This window comes from Polyangium sorediatum (assembly GCF_029946465.1).
In the GTDB taxonomy this organism is placed as follows: Bacteria; Myxococcota_A; Polyangia; order Polyangiales; family Polyangiaceae; genus Polyangium; species Polyangium fumosum.
Genome location: NZ_JARZHI010000022.1, coordinates 120,175 through 135,801, shown reverse-complemented (window position 1 = coordinate 135,801; position 15,627 = coordinate 120,175). Strand labels below are relative to the sequence as shown.

The window sequence follows — 15,627 nt, the reverse complement described above, 5'->3', positions numbered from 1 at the left end:
GGGTCCTCGCTCCACGTCGATCCACAACCGCTCGCGTGGGTGTCCCCGATGGACGTGTCCATCGACACCCACGCGTCGTCGTTTTTACCCCACCACGGCCGCGTCCGCGACTAGGATGGAGCGTCGCCTCGCGCCGGCCCCTCGCTTTTCGCGGAGGGGATCGCCTGCGGGAGTCGCCCATGCGTTTCTCGCCCCTCGCGGATAGCCGCCTCGAAATCCTGAATCTGCTCGACCTGCCCGTCTGGATCACGGACCCGGACGCGGTGCGTATCGTGTGGGCGAACCGTGCGGCCGTGGCCCTCTGGCGCGCCGAGGACGTGCGCGAGCTCGTCAACCGGGACCTCGCCCCGTCGCCGACGATCCGCGCGACGTTGCAGCAGCTCCGCGAGCGCGTGCAGACCGGCGAGCGGTTCGGGTCGGAGCGGACGATCTATCCAAAGGGAGAAGCCGTCCGCGTGCACATGAGCTTCAAAGCATTCCCGCTGCCCGACGGCCGCGGGGGCCTGCTCGTCGAGGCGACGCCGATTCGCGATGCGTTCGACCCCGAGGTGGTGCGCGCCGCGGAGGCCGTCCGGTATGCGCCGCTCGTGGTGACGACCCACGCGCTCGACGGCTCGCTCCTGCAAGCGAATACGCTGGCGCGCACGACGTTCGGCAATGCATTCTCCTTCGCGGGGATCTTCGCCGAGCCTGCGGAGGGGGCGCGCGTGCTCGCGCACGTGGCGGGGGGCGAGCCGTTTTTCGAGGACGTGGAGGTCGTGACGACCGAGGGGACGCGGTGGTTTTCGGTCGCGGCGCGGCCGATCCCGGATGCCGTGACGGGCAAACCCGGCATTCTGGTGAGCGCGCACGACATGACGGCGCGTATCGAGGCGGAGCGCGCGAAGGACGACCTCGTGAGCGTGGTGAGCCACGAATTGCGCACGCCGCTGACGGCGATCCGGGGCGCGATCGGGCTCGTCGTGGGCGGCGTGGCGGGAAAGGATCCCGCGCTCCAGGCGGAGCTTTTGCAAATGGCGTCGGAGAACGTGCAGCGGCTCGGGCGGCTCGTGGACGATCTGCTCGACGTGCGAAAGCTCGCGGCGGGGAGCATTTCGCTGAAGCTCGCGAACGTGGATCTCGCGGACGTGGTGCAGGGCGCGGTGGAGCTCTACGCGCCGGCGGCGCGGGCGAAGGAGATCGAGGTGGAGACGGACGTGCCGGCGGGGATGCCGGTGTTCGTCGATCCGCAACGGATCCAGCAGGTGGTCCTGAATTTCCTGTCGAATGCGATCAAGCACTCGCCGGTGGGGGAGGTCGTGCGCGTGCATGCACGATCGATCGCCGAGGGGTTCCGTGTTGAGGTGAGGGATCGGGGGCCCGGGGTGCCGGAGGCGTTCCGGGACAAGATTTTCAGGCGGTTTTCGCAAGCCGACGCGTCGAGCACGCGCAGCATCGGCGGAACGGGACTCGGGCTCTACATCGCAAAGACAATCGTGGTGATGCACGGCGGCCGCCTGGGATACGAGAACGGGAAGGCGGGCGGGGCGGTGTTTTTCTTCGAGGTGCCGGCGCGGGCGACCGATTAACGCGGGGGGCCGGCGAGCTTTTCGGGCGGCGTTTTGTCGAGGAGCGCTTCGCGGAGGAAGGCGAGGAGGGCGCGTTTTTCGTCGGTGGAGAGGCCGAGCGCGCGGACGTCGGGGTCCTGGTTCGGGACGGGGATCCCGAGGCCCTTGCCGCCGCCCTTGTCGTAGAAATCGACGACCTCTTCGAGCGTGCGGAAGGCGCCGTGGTGGAAATACGGCGCCGTGCGCGCGACGTCGCGGGTCGTCGGGGTCTTGAATGCGCCCTCGTCGGCCGGGCGTGAGGTGAGAGCGCCGCGGCCCCGGTCCGCATCGAGGGTGGTGCCGCCGGGTTTGTCGGGGACGCCGAGGACGGCGAAGATGGGGACGGCGAAATCGAGCGGGCGGGAGCCGCCGAAGAAAGGCGGAATGTGGCAGCGGGCGCAGCGGCCCTTGCCGGCGAAGACGTCGAGGCCGCGGCGGTGCAAGGGCGAGAGCGCCGTTTCGTCGCCGCGGGCAAACACGTCGATCGGGGCGTCGCCGGGGACGAAGGCCTCGGATTCGAAGGCGGCGAGCGCGCGGCCGACGTTGTCGGTGGTGACGCCGGGCGTGGGGAGCGCCTGGAAGAGGGCGCGGAGGTCCGCGGCGGATTCGATGGCGTGGAGGAGCTCGTCCGTTTCGAGGCCCATTTCGGCGCGGGCACGGATGACGCCGAGGGCCTGGCGCTCGGGCGTGAGCGCGCGGCCGTCCCAGAGCTGGGCGGCGTGCAGCGGGCCATAAAGCAAGGTCGGGGTATGGCGCAGCGTGACGGCCGGATCGAGGGAAGGCGGGCGGACGAGGCCGTCGGCGAAGCCTCTCTCGGGGACGTGGCAGGTGGCGCAGGAGCGAGCGTTGTTTTTCGACAAACGCTTGTCGAAGAAGAGCTTGCGCCCGAGCGCGGCCCAGGTGGCTTCGTCGCCGCTCGCGCTGCGCGGGCGGATGCGCGGGGCGGGGAGGGTGAGGGCCGAGACGGGTTCGTCCGCGTCGGTTTTCGCGACCGGGAAACGGGCGCGGTATGGCATTCGAACGGGGAGGCCGGCGGCGGCGACGAGGCGGCGGAGCGCGGCGCCGAGGCGGCCGGTGGCGAGGACGAAGCTCGCGCGGTCGTCGAGGTCATCGGCGGTCTTCGCGGCGTCGAGGCGCGCGCGGAGGGGCCGGGCGATTTCTTTCACGGATGCGAGGGCGGCCGGGGTTTCGGCGGTCCCGGGGGTCGCGAGGGCCGCGGAGGCGGATTCGATGAAATCGAGGGTGCCGCGGAGATCGGCGAGGACGGCGGCGGAGCCCTCGGGGACGCCCTGGAACGATTCGAGCGCGAGGGCGCCGAGGTCATAGGCGGCGAGCGAGAGCGCATGCGCGACGACCCCGGGTACGGTCGGGATGCGGCGCGCTTCGCTCTGGAAGAGGCGCAAGGCGCGGTCGAGGGTGACCATTTCGACGCGCGCGGCCGCGGCGTCCCCGAGGACCAGGGCGGCGTCGAGGCGGAGGAGCGCGCCGCCGCCTTCGTCGATGGAGCGCGGGGGGCCGAAGACGACCTCACCGCCGAGGCTCTCCGGCCTGCGCCAGATCGGCGCGCCCGCGGCGAGGGAGCGGCGAAGGGCGAGGTAATGGGAATCGGCATCGCCGCGGCCCTGGGGCATTGCAGCCACGAGGGATTCGAGGGCCTCGAGGCCGCGGCGCGCAGGCTCCTCGACGATCCGTACGAGCGGGGAGGGCGGAGGTTCGGGCGGGGCCGTGGACACGACCGGCTTTGCGCTCGTGTCCGCGGGGGCGGGGGCCTCCGGCTCGTCCGGGCAGCCCGCGAGGAGCAGGGCCGCGAGGACGAGCGCAGAGAGGCGTTCAGGGCTCGAAGATCGCTTTGCAGGCATCGAGTTTGGCCTGGTCGACCGTGGGCATCGCGAACGTGGGGGGCTCGGCGTGCGGGGGGTTTTCGAAGTCGAACATTTCCCAGGGCGCCTCGGCGTTCGCGTCGCGGTTCGTGAGGGCCGGCATCTGGAAGCGGGCCTCGATGAAGCGGACGATCGAGGTGTGGTCGTAGGTCTTGTGACCGACGAAATGCTTTTTCGCGTAGGGCGAGACCACGAGGAGGGGGACACGAACGCCGAGCTGGTCGAATTTCGCGTCGGTATCACCCGGCTCGAGCTTCGGGGTGATCTCGTCGGGCGGGCAGGCGGCCGGAGGCACGACGTGGTCGTAGAGGCCGCCGTGCTCGTCGTACGTGAGGAACAGGGCGGAGCGATCCCAGGCCGAGCTCTTCGCGAGGGCGTCGATGACGGTGGCGGAGAACTGCTCGCCGAGCATGGCGACCGCGGGCGGATGCTCGTCGTTCTGCGCATACCCTTCCCGCGCGATGCCCGGATCGACGAACACGACCTGGGGCAGGTTTCCGGTCTCGAGGTCGTAGAAGTAATTCTCGATCGGAACGAAATGCCCGTGCTCGTCCTTGCTGTACTGGAGGTACTTGTCGACGAAGATCGCGGCGCCGGGGGTGGTGGAGACGTACACGCGCCAGGAGACCTGCCGCAGTTCGAGGTAATCGAAGAGCGTCTTGTCCGGCGTGACGAACGTGTTGTGGACGGCCCCGAAGGAGCTCGCCGCGTAGAGGTACATGCGATTCGGCCACGTGGGGCCGGGGACGGAGGAATGGTAGTGGTCCGCGATGGCGAACTCGTTCGCGAGCCAGTAATAAAACGGCAGGTCGTCCTGGGTGTAGTAACCGAGGCCGCGGCGGCCGCTCAGCATGTCCTCGGGGGCGCCGGCGCTCGGCAGCTCGTGCCAGCCGTCGTTGGTCTTGAAAAACCCGTCCATCTTGCCGCCGTTGATCTGCTCGTGCGTGCCGGTCCATTCGTGGTTCGTGTCCACGAAGCAGAGCTGGCTGTCGCGGAACGTGGCGACGGCGGTGCCGGTGTCGTCGGGGTTCGTGAAGTTCTCGGGCGCGACGTCGACGTCGTCCTGGCCGTACTCGGGCAGCTTTTGGAAGTAATGGTCGAAGGAGCGATTCTCCATCATGACGACCACGATGTGATCGACGGGAATCTCGGCACCATAGGGGTGCGACTTCCCTTGCGTCTCCGCGGGGAGCATGCCCGCCGTGTATCCGCATGCGTCCCGCTTCGCGGCGGCCTCGTCGTCGCTCGGCGGGTCGACATCGCGGTTCCATTCCGCGGGGCCCGGGGGCGGGGGCGGGGGCGGCGGGGCCTCCTCGTCGGGCGTGCAGCCGACGAGGGCGAGGGTCGGGAGCAAAGCGAGGAGCAAAGAGCTGGAGCGGCGCATCGACTCCATCATCGCGCGCGAGGTCGGTGGCTGGCTACGAGAAAATCAGGGCGCAGGCGGAGGGAGCGCGGCCGCCGGGGTCTGCTTGGACGTCACGGGCTTGTCGGGCGCAGGCTTGCCGGACGCAGGCTTGTCGGGCGCAGGCGGCGGGGTCTCGTTGCGGAACGTCGCGGGCTTCGTCGGCCCCTCGTCCGCCGCGGGCTTGCTCTCCGGCTTCGGCTCGTCGAGGTCCTCGCTCGGCGCGGGTTTGTCCTCGACGGGCGCCGCGACGGCGACGGCTTCGGCCTTGTCGTCCGGGGTCTCCTTGGCAGGGGCCGGCGCGGCCTTGGGCGGGGCCGGCTGCGCGACGTACACGACGACCTTGTCGCCCTGCGCGAGGGGGCTCGTGCGCGAGCGGTGGTTGATGCGCTCGAGCATGCCGAGGCTGAGATTGTATCGCTTCGACAACCCACGCCAGGTGTCGCCCTCGGCGGCGGCGATTTCCAGGCGTTTGCGGCCTTTCAGGTTCTCGAAATGGGTGAAGAACTCGGTGGAGCCGACGGGCAGGACACGGGCCTCGGGCTCCTCCAGGACGAGCGCATTCGCGAGGGCGCGCTCGCGCGGGACGAAGACCTGCAAGGTCATTCCGTCATGAAGGGCCGCCGAAGGGTCGAGCGTGTTCCAGCGGGCGATCTCGGCGGCAGAGACGGAGAGCGCGGAGGCGACCTCGCGGGCGGTGTCGCCGGCGACGACACGATAAAAGACGCGGCGGCGATCGCGGTAGGTGAAGGCCTCGGCCGGGACGACGATGACGGGCTTTTCGCCGCGCACGCCGGAGAAGACGCTGGCGACGGTCGGTTTGTCGGGGCCGCCCTCGGGGACGAGGAGGACGGTGCCAGGGCGGACCTGCTCGCCGGAACGGAGGCCGTTCAAGGAGAGCAAGGTGCTTTTCGTGGTGCCGCGGAGGGCGGCGATGTCCTCGATCGATTCGCCCCAGCGGACGAGGTGACGTTCGAGTTTGTCCTCGCGCTCGAGGAGCTTGGCGACGGTCTTGGCCGCGCGGGCGCCGGTGCCGGGCGGGACACGGACGACGAAGGAGGCGCCTTCTTTGGCGTCGGGGCCGAGCGGCGGGGTGCGGCCGACGGGGAGCTGGGGGTTCAAGTCCTCGACGGCGTCGAGGTCGACGCCGGCCGCGGTGGCCACGGTGCGGAGCGCGACGCCGGGGCCGACGGAAAGTTTGTCGAAGGTGACCGCAGGTTCGGGCTCGACGCCGTCGCAGCCGAAGACGGCGCAATTCTTGGCGACGATCGCCATGGAGACGATCTTGGGGACGTAGAGCGCGGTTTCGAGCGGGAGGCCCGCTTCGAGGCGGCTGAGCTCCCAGAAGTCGTTCGTGTTGTATTTGCGAATGGAGGCGAGGAGACCGCCATACCCCATGTTGTACGCGGCGAAGGCGAGCTCCCAGGTCCCGAAGCGGCGGTGGAGGTCGGAGAGGTAACGCGCGGCGGCGAGGGTGGAGCGCTCGGGGTCGAGGCGCTCGTCGATCCAGCGGTCGACGGTGAGGCCATAAATGCGGGCGCCCTCGGGCATGAACTGCCAGAGGCCGGCGGCGCCTACGGGCGAATGAATGGTCGGATCGAACCCGCTCTCGACGAGCGCGAGCCAGACGACATCCTCGGGCAAACCCTGCTCGCGAAGGACACGGCGAATGGCCGCGCCATAACGGCCGCTCTTCTTGACCCACGAGGCGACCATGGAGCGGCCGCGGGGGTTGTTCTTGTAAAACTCGAGGTAACGGAGGACGCGCGCATCCCAGCGGACGGGGATGTCGGGGAGGTCGAGCTTTTTGAGGAAGGAGAGGTCGGCCGGCGCCTGCGGCTGGAGCGGCGCAGGGAGCGGCGCCGAAGGGGGAACGCCGGTGGCGAGGAGGACGGGGCCGCCCCGATCGAGGGTAGGCAGGTCGTCCGAGGGCCAAGCCGCGCCAGCATTCGGGGCCGCAGAGAAGAGGGCGAGGTCGAGCTCGCGGAGGGCGCGGAGCTCGGCCGATTCGTCGACGCTGCGATGCTGCGTCGGCGGCAACCCAGCGATGGCGCGGCGCGTTTTCTCGTCGGGCTCACCGGCTTCCCCGGGCTTGCGCGTGAGGGGTTTTTTGCCGGTAGGCTTCTTGGCGGCGGGCTTCTGCGCAGGTTTCGCGGAGGCCTGGGGTTTGGGCTTCTGCGCGGGCTTGGCGGCCGCAGGCTTGGCGGCCGCAGGTTTCAACCCGGCAGGCGCAGGCTTCGGCTGGGCGAGGCTCGGCGGAGAAACGAGCGCGCCGGCGAGGAGCCAGCCGGCCGTGACGAACACGCGTGCGGCCTTGGGAAAGCGCATGACCCGAGGGCGGGTGTCTCACGGTGGGGACGCGGGGTCAACTTTCGCGCGGGGGCGTGGAGGAGCGCGAAGCGATCCGACCGGAGCCCCCCACCTAGGACAACTGCGCCACCCAGTCCACGATCTGCGGCAGCCCCATGACCTCGTTCACCACGCCGGCCTTCACCGCCGCGCGCGGCATGCCGTAGACGACCGCGGTCTCCTCGCTCTCGGCGATGATCGTGCCGCCGCCGGCCCGGATCGCGCGGGCGCCGGCCACGCCGTCGTCGCCCATGCCCGTGAGGATGACGCCGTACGCCCGCGAGCCGACCGGCGCGAGGCTGCGCAGGAGGCGGTCGGCGCTCGGGATGTACCGGTCGTGCTGCGAGGGAGGGCCGACGCGCAGGCGGATCTCGTTCCAGCCCATGCCGCTCGGGCCCTGCGAGACGACCGCTTCCATGCACATCTTGCCAGGGCAGATGAACGCGCGGCGCGCCGTGACGATGTCGCCGTCGACGGCCTCCGACACGCGGATCGCGCTCTTCCTGTCGAGGCGCTCGGCGAAGGTGCGGGTGAACTTCTCCGGCATGTGCTGGGCGATGAGGATCGCCCCGGCGAACTTCTCGGGGACGCGGCTCAGGATCTCGAGCAGCGCCGTCGGGCCGCCCGTCGACGAGCCGATGCCGACGATGAAGCGCGCCGCGATGTTGGCGACCGAGCGCGCGCTCGGCTGCTCGGGCTGCGGCGTGGAGAGGACCGGTGGCGTCGCCGTGGAGCGCGGCAGCGGCGGGATCGCGCTGTTGCGCTGGCTCACGGCCGCGAGCGGCCGCAGGTAACGGACGAGGAGGACCTTCTGGAGGATCTCGCGGCGCAGCGAGGCGTCGGGCGCGAGCCTCTGGCTCGGCTTCGCGACGAAGTCGACGGCGCCGAGCTCGAGGGCCTTGAAGACGTTTTCTTTTTGGCTGTAGCTCGACACCACGATCACGGGCGTCGGCTGGCGGACCATGAGGATGCGGAGGAACGTGAAGCCGTCCATCTTCGGCATCTCGAGGTCGAGCGTGATGACGTCGGGCTTGAGGCTCAACGCGAGGCGCAGCGCCTCCTCGCCGTCGCCCGCCTTGCCGACGACCTCGACCTCGTCGCTGCCGCTGAGGATGTCCGCGATGTTTCTTCGGTTGTAGGCGGAGTCGTCGACGACGAGTACCCGCAGCGGACCGGTCTTCACCACCGTTTCACCTCTGCTGCATCCCTTGCCGAAGTGCTCATGGCTTCCCCGTTCCGGGCGTTCCGCCCTCCAACCCCTGCGGGGCAAACCGCGAGGCCGTGATGGGCTTTCGATAGACGAGGTCGTCGCGCAAATGGACGAGCTCGAACGCGGTCGAGACGTTGAGGAGCGACTCCGAGTGGCCGAGGAGCAAGAAGCCGCCCGGGAGGAGTCGATCATAAAACATGTCGATCACGCGGCGCCGTGAGGCATCGTCGAAATAGATCAGAACGTTGCGGCAGAAAATGATGTCGACGCGGCCCACGACCGACGCCCGGACCGGATCGAGCAGGTTCAGGTGCCCGAAGTGGCACCAGGCCCGGAGATCGTCCTGCACGTGCATGCCGTCGGGCTTCTCGACGAAGTATTTTCGTTTGAGGTCCGGGGGGATCGCACGGAACGACGAGGAGCCATACACGCCCCGGCGCGCGTGCGCCACGCAGCGGCGCGAGATGTCGCTGCCGAAGATGCGGACGTCGCGGCGGCCGGACAAGCCGGCCTCCTTGGCCGTGATGGCGATGGAGTAGACCTCCTCGCCCGTGGAGCAGCCCGCGCTCCAGATCGAGAGGCTCTCGCGGGAGAGCGGAGGACGGCGGAGCATCGGGAAGAGCTCGGTCCGGAGCGCCGTGAGCTGGTAGTCTTCGCGGTAGAAATAGGTCTCGTTGATCGTGACGAGATCGAGCGCTTCGTCGAGCTCGGCCCGGCCCCGATCCGGCGAGCGGAGGAGCTGGTAGTACTCGCCGAACGAGTGCAAGCCATGCACGCTGAGGCGCTCGCGCAAGCGCCGCTCGATCACGGGGCGCTGCTCCGGGCTCAGCGAGATGCCGCAATGCTGGTTGATGAGATCCCGCAAGAGGCGGAACTCGTCCGGCGCGAGGCGGATCTCATCCGGGAAGCGCATCACGGCCCGAAGAAACCCCTTTCTCCTCGCCAGCGGATCGACGAGAGCGCGCCCTCGAGGGTGTCGCGGACGTCCCGATCGAGCTCGTGCGACGCGCGTTGCGCCAGGCGCTCCCGCAAGGTCGAGTTGTCGCTCGCCGCGATCGTCTCGGCCGCGAGGAGCCGGACGTCGGGCGAAGGATGGTCGAGCAAACGGAGGAGCACTTCGCCGTCGGGGCTGCTCGTCTCGACCTTGAGCAAGGCCGCTTTGACGACGGCTGCATCCGGATGATCGAGCGCCGCGACGAGCGCGGCCTGCCGCCCCGACGTGCCCCAACGCAGGCGCCCGATGGCCTCGGCCGCGGCGATCGCCACGGCGGCCTCGGCCTCACGGGCGAGCGGCGCGAGGGCGTCGATGAGCGAGGCCGCGGCGCGCCCCGCGGCCTCGGGCGGGATCGTGGAGAGGGCCTCGCCGAGCGCGCGGATCGCGGTGGCCACGAGCTCGGCATCCATGGAGCGGCCCGCGATGTCGAGGATGGTGCGCAGGCTCGGGGTCGCGTGCGCGTCGGGCGAGAGCTCGCGCCGCCGCGCCGCCGCGCCGAGGTAACCGAGCGCGCGCGCCGCCGCGAGCTGGACCTCGCGTTCCTCGTCGGCGAGCGCGAGCGAGAGGACGTCGAGCGCCGAGTCGCCGCCGATCTCGGCGACTGCGCCGATGGCCGCGCGGCGCGTGCGCACGTCCTCGGCCGCGGCCGCGCGCGCGAGGAAGCCGAGGTCGCCGGGAGACGGGGGCGGGCTCGATGCGCGGCGCGTGGCCGCGAGGGCGCCGAGGATGATCGCGGCGGCGAAGGCGTCGTCGCCGGGGCCGTTCACGAGGGTATCGCCGAGCGCACGCGCGGCCTTCTCGTGGCGGGTCGCGAGCGAGGCGAGCGCGCCTTCGGCGGCGTGCGCGACCTGGCGAACGGGCGAGGCCACGAGGCGCACGGCGAGCGCGAGGTCCTCCTCGGTGCCGAGCTTCGAAAGGGCGAAGAGGGCGCTCGTGGCGACGCGGCGCTCTTCATCGAGCGCAGCCTTGCGCAGGGCTTCGAGCAGCGCCGTGGGCCGTTCGGGCGCGCCGGGCGCGAGGGCGATGCTGGCGGCGACCTCGATGAGGGCCGCGCGCACGTCGGCGACGAGCGGCGTCGCGCCTTGTTCGGGGGCGATGCGCGCGACGAGGCCGGGCAGCGCGGCGGGGCCGAGGAGGAAGAGCGCGCGCTCGGCCTGCTCCGTGAAGGTCTCCTCGGCGAGCGCGGCGGCGGCCGCGTCGACGACGCCGGGCGCGCGCGCGACCGCGGCGAGGAGGAGCGCCATGGCGCGGTGGTGCGGCGGGTCTGTGCCCTCGGCCGTCGCCACGCGCACGAGGCGCTCACCGAGCTCGGGGCCCCCGGCCGCGAGGGCCGCGGTGACGGCGGGCAGGAGCGGTCCTTCGGCGAGGCGCGCGAGCGCGGCGATGGCCAGCATGAAGGTGCCGCCGCGCGCCTTGTGGAGCATGCGGGCGAGCGCAGGCGCGGCCGCGGGGCTCTCGGAGGCGGCGGCTGCCGAGAGGGCCGCGGAGCGGAGGGAAGGGTGCTCGAGGAGCGGCGCGAGGCGCTCCCAGGGGATCACGGCGCCGAGGGCGTTGAGGCCTTCGAGCGCGGCGAGCTTGGCGAAGGGATCGGCGCTGTCGAGGCAACGGAAGAGGAGGCGCTGGACCTCGACGGGCGCGATCGGGCCGAGCTGCGCGATGGCCTCGACCGCGCCCTGGCGGACGTTCTCGTCGGGGTCGCGGAGCGAGCGCTCGAGGATGACGAGGGCGTGCGGATCCCGCGTGTAGCCGAGCGCCTGGACGGCGAGCTTGCGGCCGTCGGCGTCGAGGCGCGCGAGCGAGGCTTCGAGGGGCGCGGTGGCGGCGCTGCCGCAGTTCGCGAGGACCTCGATCGAGGCGTTGCGCAGGCCGACGTTGTCGCCGGGCTCGAAGGTCTTCACCATGGCCTCGATGAGGCTCGGCGCGGGGATGAAGGCGCGCACGGCGTACGTGGCCTCCTTGCGCACGCGCCAGTCGGTGTCGCCGAGCGCGCGGACGAGGAGCGGGAGCGCATCGTAGAGCGGCAGCTCCGCGGCGAGGGAGGTGGCCTGGCGGCGCTCCTCGGCGTCCGCGGCGTCGAGGGCAGCTTCGATCAGCGCAGGCGAGATGAAAGGGAGCGAAGGGGGGGTCACGGCGTGCTCCTCACAGGTCGTCCACCGGCGGCAGGACATCGGCGATGTCATCGACGATCTCCGTGAACCGCTTCGTGTCGAGCACGAAGACGAGCAGCCCGTTGTGGTTCGTGACGCCCGAGATGCCACGCAAATCGCGGCCCCCGCCGACGGGAGGCGTTGGGCGGATCTCGTCGGCGCCGGTGCCGAAGACCTCGGAGACGGCGTCGACGATGAGGCCGACCATGCGCACGCCGGCGTCGACGAGGATCCACTTCGTCGAGCGGGTCGGCGACGTGGGCGGCAGGCCGAAGCGGATGCGCAGATCGAGGACGGGCACGACGTCGCCGCGGTGATCGGCCACCCCCGAGACCTCGGGCGGCGTGTGCGGGAGCGGCGTCACCGGCAAGGGGTTCACGATCTCGCGCACCTGGCCGATCCCGATCGCGTAGTGCACGTCGCCCACGACGAAGCCGACGAGGCTCTTCTGCGGATCGGCGCGGTGTCTCTGGCCATAGTCGGGCATCTGCTGGGTCCGTCTCTCCCGTACGGCGATCCGTCAGGACGAAAGCACCACCTTCAAATCGAGCAGGATGATCACGGACGCGTTCTGGCGAACGACGCCGACGCTCTTCAGGGCGACCCCCTTGCCCTCCTGCGGGCTCGCCTGCGCCTGCGCGGGGCGCGCGATGCCCGCGATGTAGCTCGCGACCTCGCCGCCGAGCGCCGTCGCCGTGTGCTCGATCTCGCTGTCGGCGAGGCGGTAGACCTGCAGGACCTCGTCGACGTAGAGGCCGAGCAGCTCCACGCCCATCGGATCCACGAGCAGGATGCGCGCCTTGCTGGTGACGGGCCCCTCGGAGAGGCGCAGGCGGCGGCGCAGGTCGATCACGGTGACGAGCTGCCCGCGCACGCTGATGATGCCCATGATCGACGCGGGCGCGCGCGGCACGGGCGTGAGCGGGTGGAGCTTCAGGATCTCGCGGATGATCGAGACCGGCGCGGCGTAGACGTCACCCGCGAGGCGGAACGCGAGGTACTCGGTGATGGGACCGCGATCACGCTGCGCCTTCTTGCGCTTGGTGCCCGCGGCGGCGGGGACCACCGCGGACGAGGAGGTGCGGCGGGCCAGGTTAGAAGCCATGGGTGCCTCCGTGCATGCGGGCACGATCCGCGTGCGCGAACATCTCCTCGACGAGCGCCGGCGCGTCGAGCACGAGCGCGATGCGCTGGTCGGCGAGCTGCGTCGCGCCCGCGAAGCCCGCGACGTTCTTGAGGCTCGGGCCGAGGCCCTTGATCACGACGTCCTGCTCGCCCACGAGCGAGTCGACGACGAGGCCGAGGCGGCGCGTGCCGACCGCGGTGACGACGATGAACCGGCGCTTCTGGCGCGGCGCGAGCGCCGTCCGCGCGGAGGGCGAGGAGCCGCTGGCCGGGCGGTACGGAAAGGCCGCGGCCGCGTAGTCCTGGCGGATGCTCTCGCTGCGGAGCGAGCCGCGCGGCGGGACGCCGGGGGCATGGCTCATCGGGGACATCGGGGACGCGTCGAACCCCGAGCCGAAGGGGCCGGTGCCGACCGTGTCCGGCGTGTCGGAGAGGCCGAAGAGGCGGGCCAGGTAGCAGAGCTGCAGCGTGCTGCCGCGTAGGGTCACGGCCTCGCGCCCGTCGATCACGCGCACCGCTTCGGCGTCGAGCCACACGGCCTCCTGCACGTTCGCGAGCGGGATGGCGAACTGCTGGTCGCTCACCTTCACGATCAGCGCGCTGATGATCGCCAGCGTGATCGGCAAGGTCACCGTGAACTTCGTGCCGATGCCCGGCTCGCTCTGCACGTCGATCACGCCGCCGAGCTTCGAGATGTTCGTCTTGACGACGTCCATGCCGACGCCGCGGCCGCTGATCTCGCTGACGGCGCTCTTCGTCGAGAGGCCGGGGATGAAGATGAGGTTCAGGACCTCGCGGCGGCTCATCGTGCGCGCCTCGTCCCCCTGCACGACGCCCATCCGGATCGCCTTCTCCAGGAGGCGCTCGGTGTCGATGCCCTTGCCGTCGTCCTCGATCTCGATGACGACGTGGTTGCCCTTCTGGAACGCGTTCAGCGCGATCGTGCCCACGGCGGGCTTGCTCACCGCCTCGCGGATCTCCCGCTCCTCGATGCCGTGATCGATCGCGTTCCGCATCATGTGCATGAGCGGATCGCTGAGCTCCTCGACGATGAGCTTGTCGACCTCGGTCTCGGCGCCCGTGATGACGAGGTTCACCTGCTTGCCGGCCTCGCGGCTGATCTGCCGGGCCACGCGCGCGAGCTTGTCGAAGACCTGGCCGAGCGGGACCATGCGGACTTCGAGGATCCCGCGGCGCAGGCTGATGACGTTGCGCTCGAAGTCGCGCTGCAGCCGGTGCAGGTTGATCCGAAGCTCGCGGTTCGTGTGCGCGTCGCGCATCTTTTCGAGCAGGCGCTCGAGCTCCGTGCGCACGATCGACAGCTCGCCGACGATGTTCATCAGCACGTCGAGCTTCTGGATGTCGACGCGCACCGTCTGCGCGACGCTCTTGATCGTGCCGAGCTCCTGGGCCTTCGGCGGGATGCTCGCGCCCGCGTCGAGGCGCGGCGCCGGGAAGGGATGCGGCGCCGTCATGTCGAGCGGCGCATGGCCGAGCGGCGGCATGGCGCTCGGCGCGTGGCTCGGCGCGACCGGCGGCGGCGAAGGCGTGGGCGTCGGGATGTGATGCGCCTGGACGGGCGCAGGCGCGGGCGCGGGCGCAGGCACGGGCGCGGGACCTCCGCCCTGCCGCGGCAGCTCCTCGACCTCCACGCCGAGGTGGTGGAGCGCGTTGCGCAGCGTGGCTGCCGACGCGCGCGACCCCATCAGGATCTCCAGCGTGATCGAGTCGAGGTCGTCGCCGTCGTTGGCCGGCAGGTACGTGATGATGTCGCCGTGCGGCTTCGCCGTCGCCTTGAGCTCGTCGAGCCCCTGGTCGATCGTCGCGAGCTGGAACCGAATCTTCAGCCGGTAGAGCGTGTTGCCCTGCGCGATGTTCGTCTTGAGCTTGTGCTCCTCGAACTCGGTGAGCACCGCGAGCAGGTTCGGATCGATGATGTGCCCGCCGTTGCCCGCGGTGCCGCCCGCGCCCGCCCCGCGATCGAGCTGCGTGAGGAGCTTTTCGAGCTCGGGCATCGGCTGATCGCGGCCCTCTTTCTCGGCCTGGAGCAGCTTCCCGTAGAGCTGCACCGAGAGGAAGAGCAGGTCGAGCACGGGGGCCGTGACGTTGACCTTGCCGAGGCGCAGATCGTCGAGCAGCTCCTCGAGCTTGTGCGAGAGGCTCGACATCCGCGTCGCGCCGAAGAGGCCTGCCAGGCCCTTCAGCGTGTGCACTGCGCGGAAGACGTCGTTGATGAGATCCGGGTCGACGTGGCCGGCTTTTTGCGCCTCGTCGAGCGCGAGCAGATCTCGCCCGAGCCCCTCGACGATCTCCTGCGCCTCGGAGAAGAACTCCTCGCGCGCGCGTTCGCTCTCGCTCGTCAACGCGACCCCTCGCTGCTCTCGGCCGGAAGGGAATTGCGCGCTTGCAGGATCGACGTGATGGAGCGCTGCAGCGCCTCCACCGTGAAGGGCTTCGCGAGGAACGCGTCGGCGCCGAGCGCGAGGCCGCGCGCCCGATCCTTCTCGGACGACTGCGTCGAGATGATGATCGTGGCGACCTTGCGGTGCCGCTCGCTGTCGCGCATGAACCGGAGGAGCTCGAGCCCGTTGATGTCCGGCATGTTGATGTCGGTGATCACGAGGTCGTAGTGCCCGCGCGGCAGGAGGCGCAGCGCGTCGAACCCGCTGGCAGCCTCGACGACCTCCACCTCACCGTGCGTGTCGTCCGGGCTCGCTGCGAAGAGCCCCGGCGCATCCTCGAGCGCCGCGCGGATGAACGCCCGGAACGCAGAGGAGTCCTCGACGACCAGGATACGAGCCATGCCCTGAGGTTAGCGGAAACGCCTCACGATCAGGAGGTTTTTGGGGGCGTCTCGCCCGCCGGAGCCTTGCTGCCGTGACCTGCCCCGCGGAGCACGCGGATTTTTTGCCCGGAACGGCGCCCTCGTCGGGG

The 15,627-nt window shown here is 70.6% G+C and carries 11 protein-coding genes; 1 reads left to right on the top strand and 10 read right to left on the bottom strand.

Going from position 1 to position 15,627, the window contains the following annotated elements; all coding sequences use genetic code 11:
* The first annotated feature begins 179 nt into the window (after nucleotides 1–179).
* Nucleotides 180–1,568, top strand: a complete 1,389-nt coding sequence (locus QHF89_RS24445; protein ID WP_284720893.1) for an ATP-binding protein — start codon at nucleotides 180–182, stop codon at nucleotides 1,566–1,568.
* Here QHF89_RS24445 and QHF89_RS24440 read toward each other — a convergent pair.
* The 10 genes from QHF89_RS24440 to QHF89_RS24395 form a co-directional block, all read right to left on the bottom strand.
* Entirely contained in the window at nucleotides 1,565–3,445 is a 1,881-nt protein-coding gene (locus tag QHF89_RS24440) for a cytochrome-c peroxidase (RefSeq protein WP_284720892.1), read from the bottom strand. The genes QHF89_RS24445 and QHF89_RS24440 overlap by 4 nt on opposite strands.
* A complete protein-coding gene (locus tag QHF89_RS24435) occupies nucleotides 3,417–4,850 on the bottom strand; it encodes a phospholipase C (protein ID WP_284720891.1) in 1,434 nt (477 codons plus the stop codon). The genes QHF89_RS24440 and QHF89_RS24435 overlap by 29 nt, the downstream gene beginning before the upstream one ends.
* Nucleotides 4,851–4,895: 45 nt before the next feature.
* A complete protein-coding gene (locus QHF89_RS24430) occupies nucleotides 4,896–7,196 on the bottom strand; it encodes a transglycosylase SLT domain-containing protein (protein WP_136970227.1) in 2,301 nt (766 codons plus the stop codon).
* Between the two features lie 94 nt (nucleotides 7,197–7,290).
* Nucleotides 7,291–8,400, bottom strand: a complete 1,110-nt coding sequence (gene cheB, locus QHF89_RS24425) for a chemotaxis-specific protein-glutamate methyltransferase CheB (protein WP_136970320.1) — start codon at nucleotides 8,398–8,400, stop codon at nucleotides 7,291–7,293.
* A gap of 37 nt (nucleotides 8,401–8,437) precedes the next feature.
* Nucleotides 8,438–9,340 (bottom strand): CheR family methyltransferase, encoded by a 903-nt coding sequence (locus QHF89_RS24420; protein WP_136970228.1) that lies wholly within the window; start codon nucleotides 9,338–9,340, stop codon nucleotides 8,438–8,440.
* Complete coding sequence (locus QHF89_RS24415) at nucleotides 9,340–11,550, bottom strand: HEAT repeat domain-containing protein (protein WP_284720890.1); 2,211 nt, start codon at nucleotides 11,548–11,550, stop codon at nucleotides 9,340–9,342. The genes QHF89_RS24420 and QHF89_RS24415 overlap by 1 nt, the downstream gene beginning before the upstream one ends.
* Nucleotides 11,551–11,560: 10 nt before the next feature.
* On the bottom strand, nucleotides 11,561–12,055 hold the full coding sequence (locus QHF89_RS24410) for a chemotaxis protein CheW (protein WP_136970230.1): 495 nt from the start codon (nucleotides 12,053–12,055) through the stop codon (nucleotides 11,561–11,563).
* A gap of 33 nt (nucleotides 12,056–12,088) precedes the next feature.
* Nucleotides 12,089–12,673, bottom strand: coding sequence for a chemotaxis protein CheW (locus tag QHF89_RS24405; RefSeq protein ID WP_136970231.1), 585 nt, complete (start codon nucleotides 12,671–12,673; stop codon nucleotides 12,089–12,091).
* Nucleotides 12,663–15,056 carry a chemotaxis protein CheA gene (locus tag QHF89_RS24400; RefSeq protein WP_136970232.1) on the bottom strand — a complete coding sequence of 798 codons (2,394 nt, stop codon included), beginning with the start codon at nucleotides 15,054–15,056 and terminating at the stop codon, nucleotides 12,663–12,665. The genes QHF89_RS24405 and QHF89_RS24400 overlap by 11 nt, the downstream gene beginning before the upstream one ends.
* Nucleotides 15,053–15,496: a response regulator gene (locus tag QHF89_RS24395; protein ID WP_136927685.1), complete on the bottom strand. Its 444-nt coding sequence runs from the start codon at nucleotides 15,494–15,496 to the stop codon at nucleotides 15,053–15,055. Before QHF89_RS24395 ends, QHF89_RS24400 begins: the two co-directional genes overlap by 4 nt.
* Nucleotides 15,497–15,627: the final 131 nt, after the last annotated feature.

Coding starts and splice junctions, on each gene's coding strand:
- QHF89_RS24445 (WP_284720893.1), top strand. CDS start 180: ATGCGTTTCTCGCCCCTCGCGGATAGCCGCCTCGAAATCCTGAATCTG.
- QHF89_RS24440 (WP_284720892.1), bottom strand. CDS start 3,445: ATGCCTGCAAAGCGATCTTCGAGCCCTGAACGCCTCTCTGCGCTCGTC.
- QHF89_RS24435 (WP_284720891.1), bottom strand. CDS start 4,850: ATGCGCCGCTCCAGCTCTTTGCTCCTCGCTTTGCTCCCGACCCTCGCC.
- QHF89_RS24430 (WP_136970227.1), bottom strand. CDS start 7,196: ATGCGCTTTCCCAAGGCCGCACGCGTGTTCGTCACGGCCGGCTGGCTC.
- QHF89_RS24420 (WP_136970228.1), bottom strand. CDS start 9,340: ATGCGCTTCCCGGATGAGATCCGCCTCGCGCCGGACGAGTTCCGCCTC.
- QHF89_RS24410 (WP_136970230.1), bottom strand. CDS start 12,055: ATGCCCGACTATGGCCAGAGACACCGCGCCGATCCGCAGAAGAGCCTC.
- QHF89_RS24405 (WP_136970231.1), bottom strand. CDS start 12,673: ATGGCTTCTAACCTGGCCCGCCGCACCTCCTCGTCCGCGGTGGTCCCC.
- QHF89_RS24395 (WP_136927685.1), bottom strand. CDS start 15,496: ATGGCTCGTATCCTGGTCGTCGAGGACTCCTCTGCGTTCCGGGCGTTC.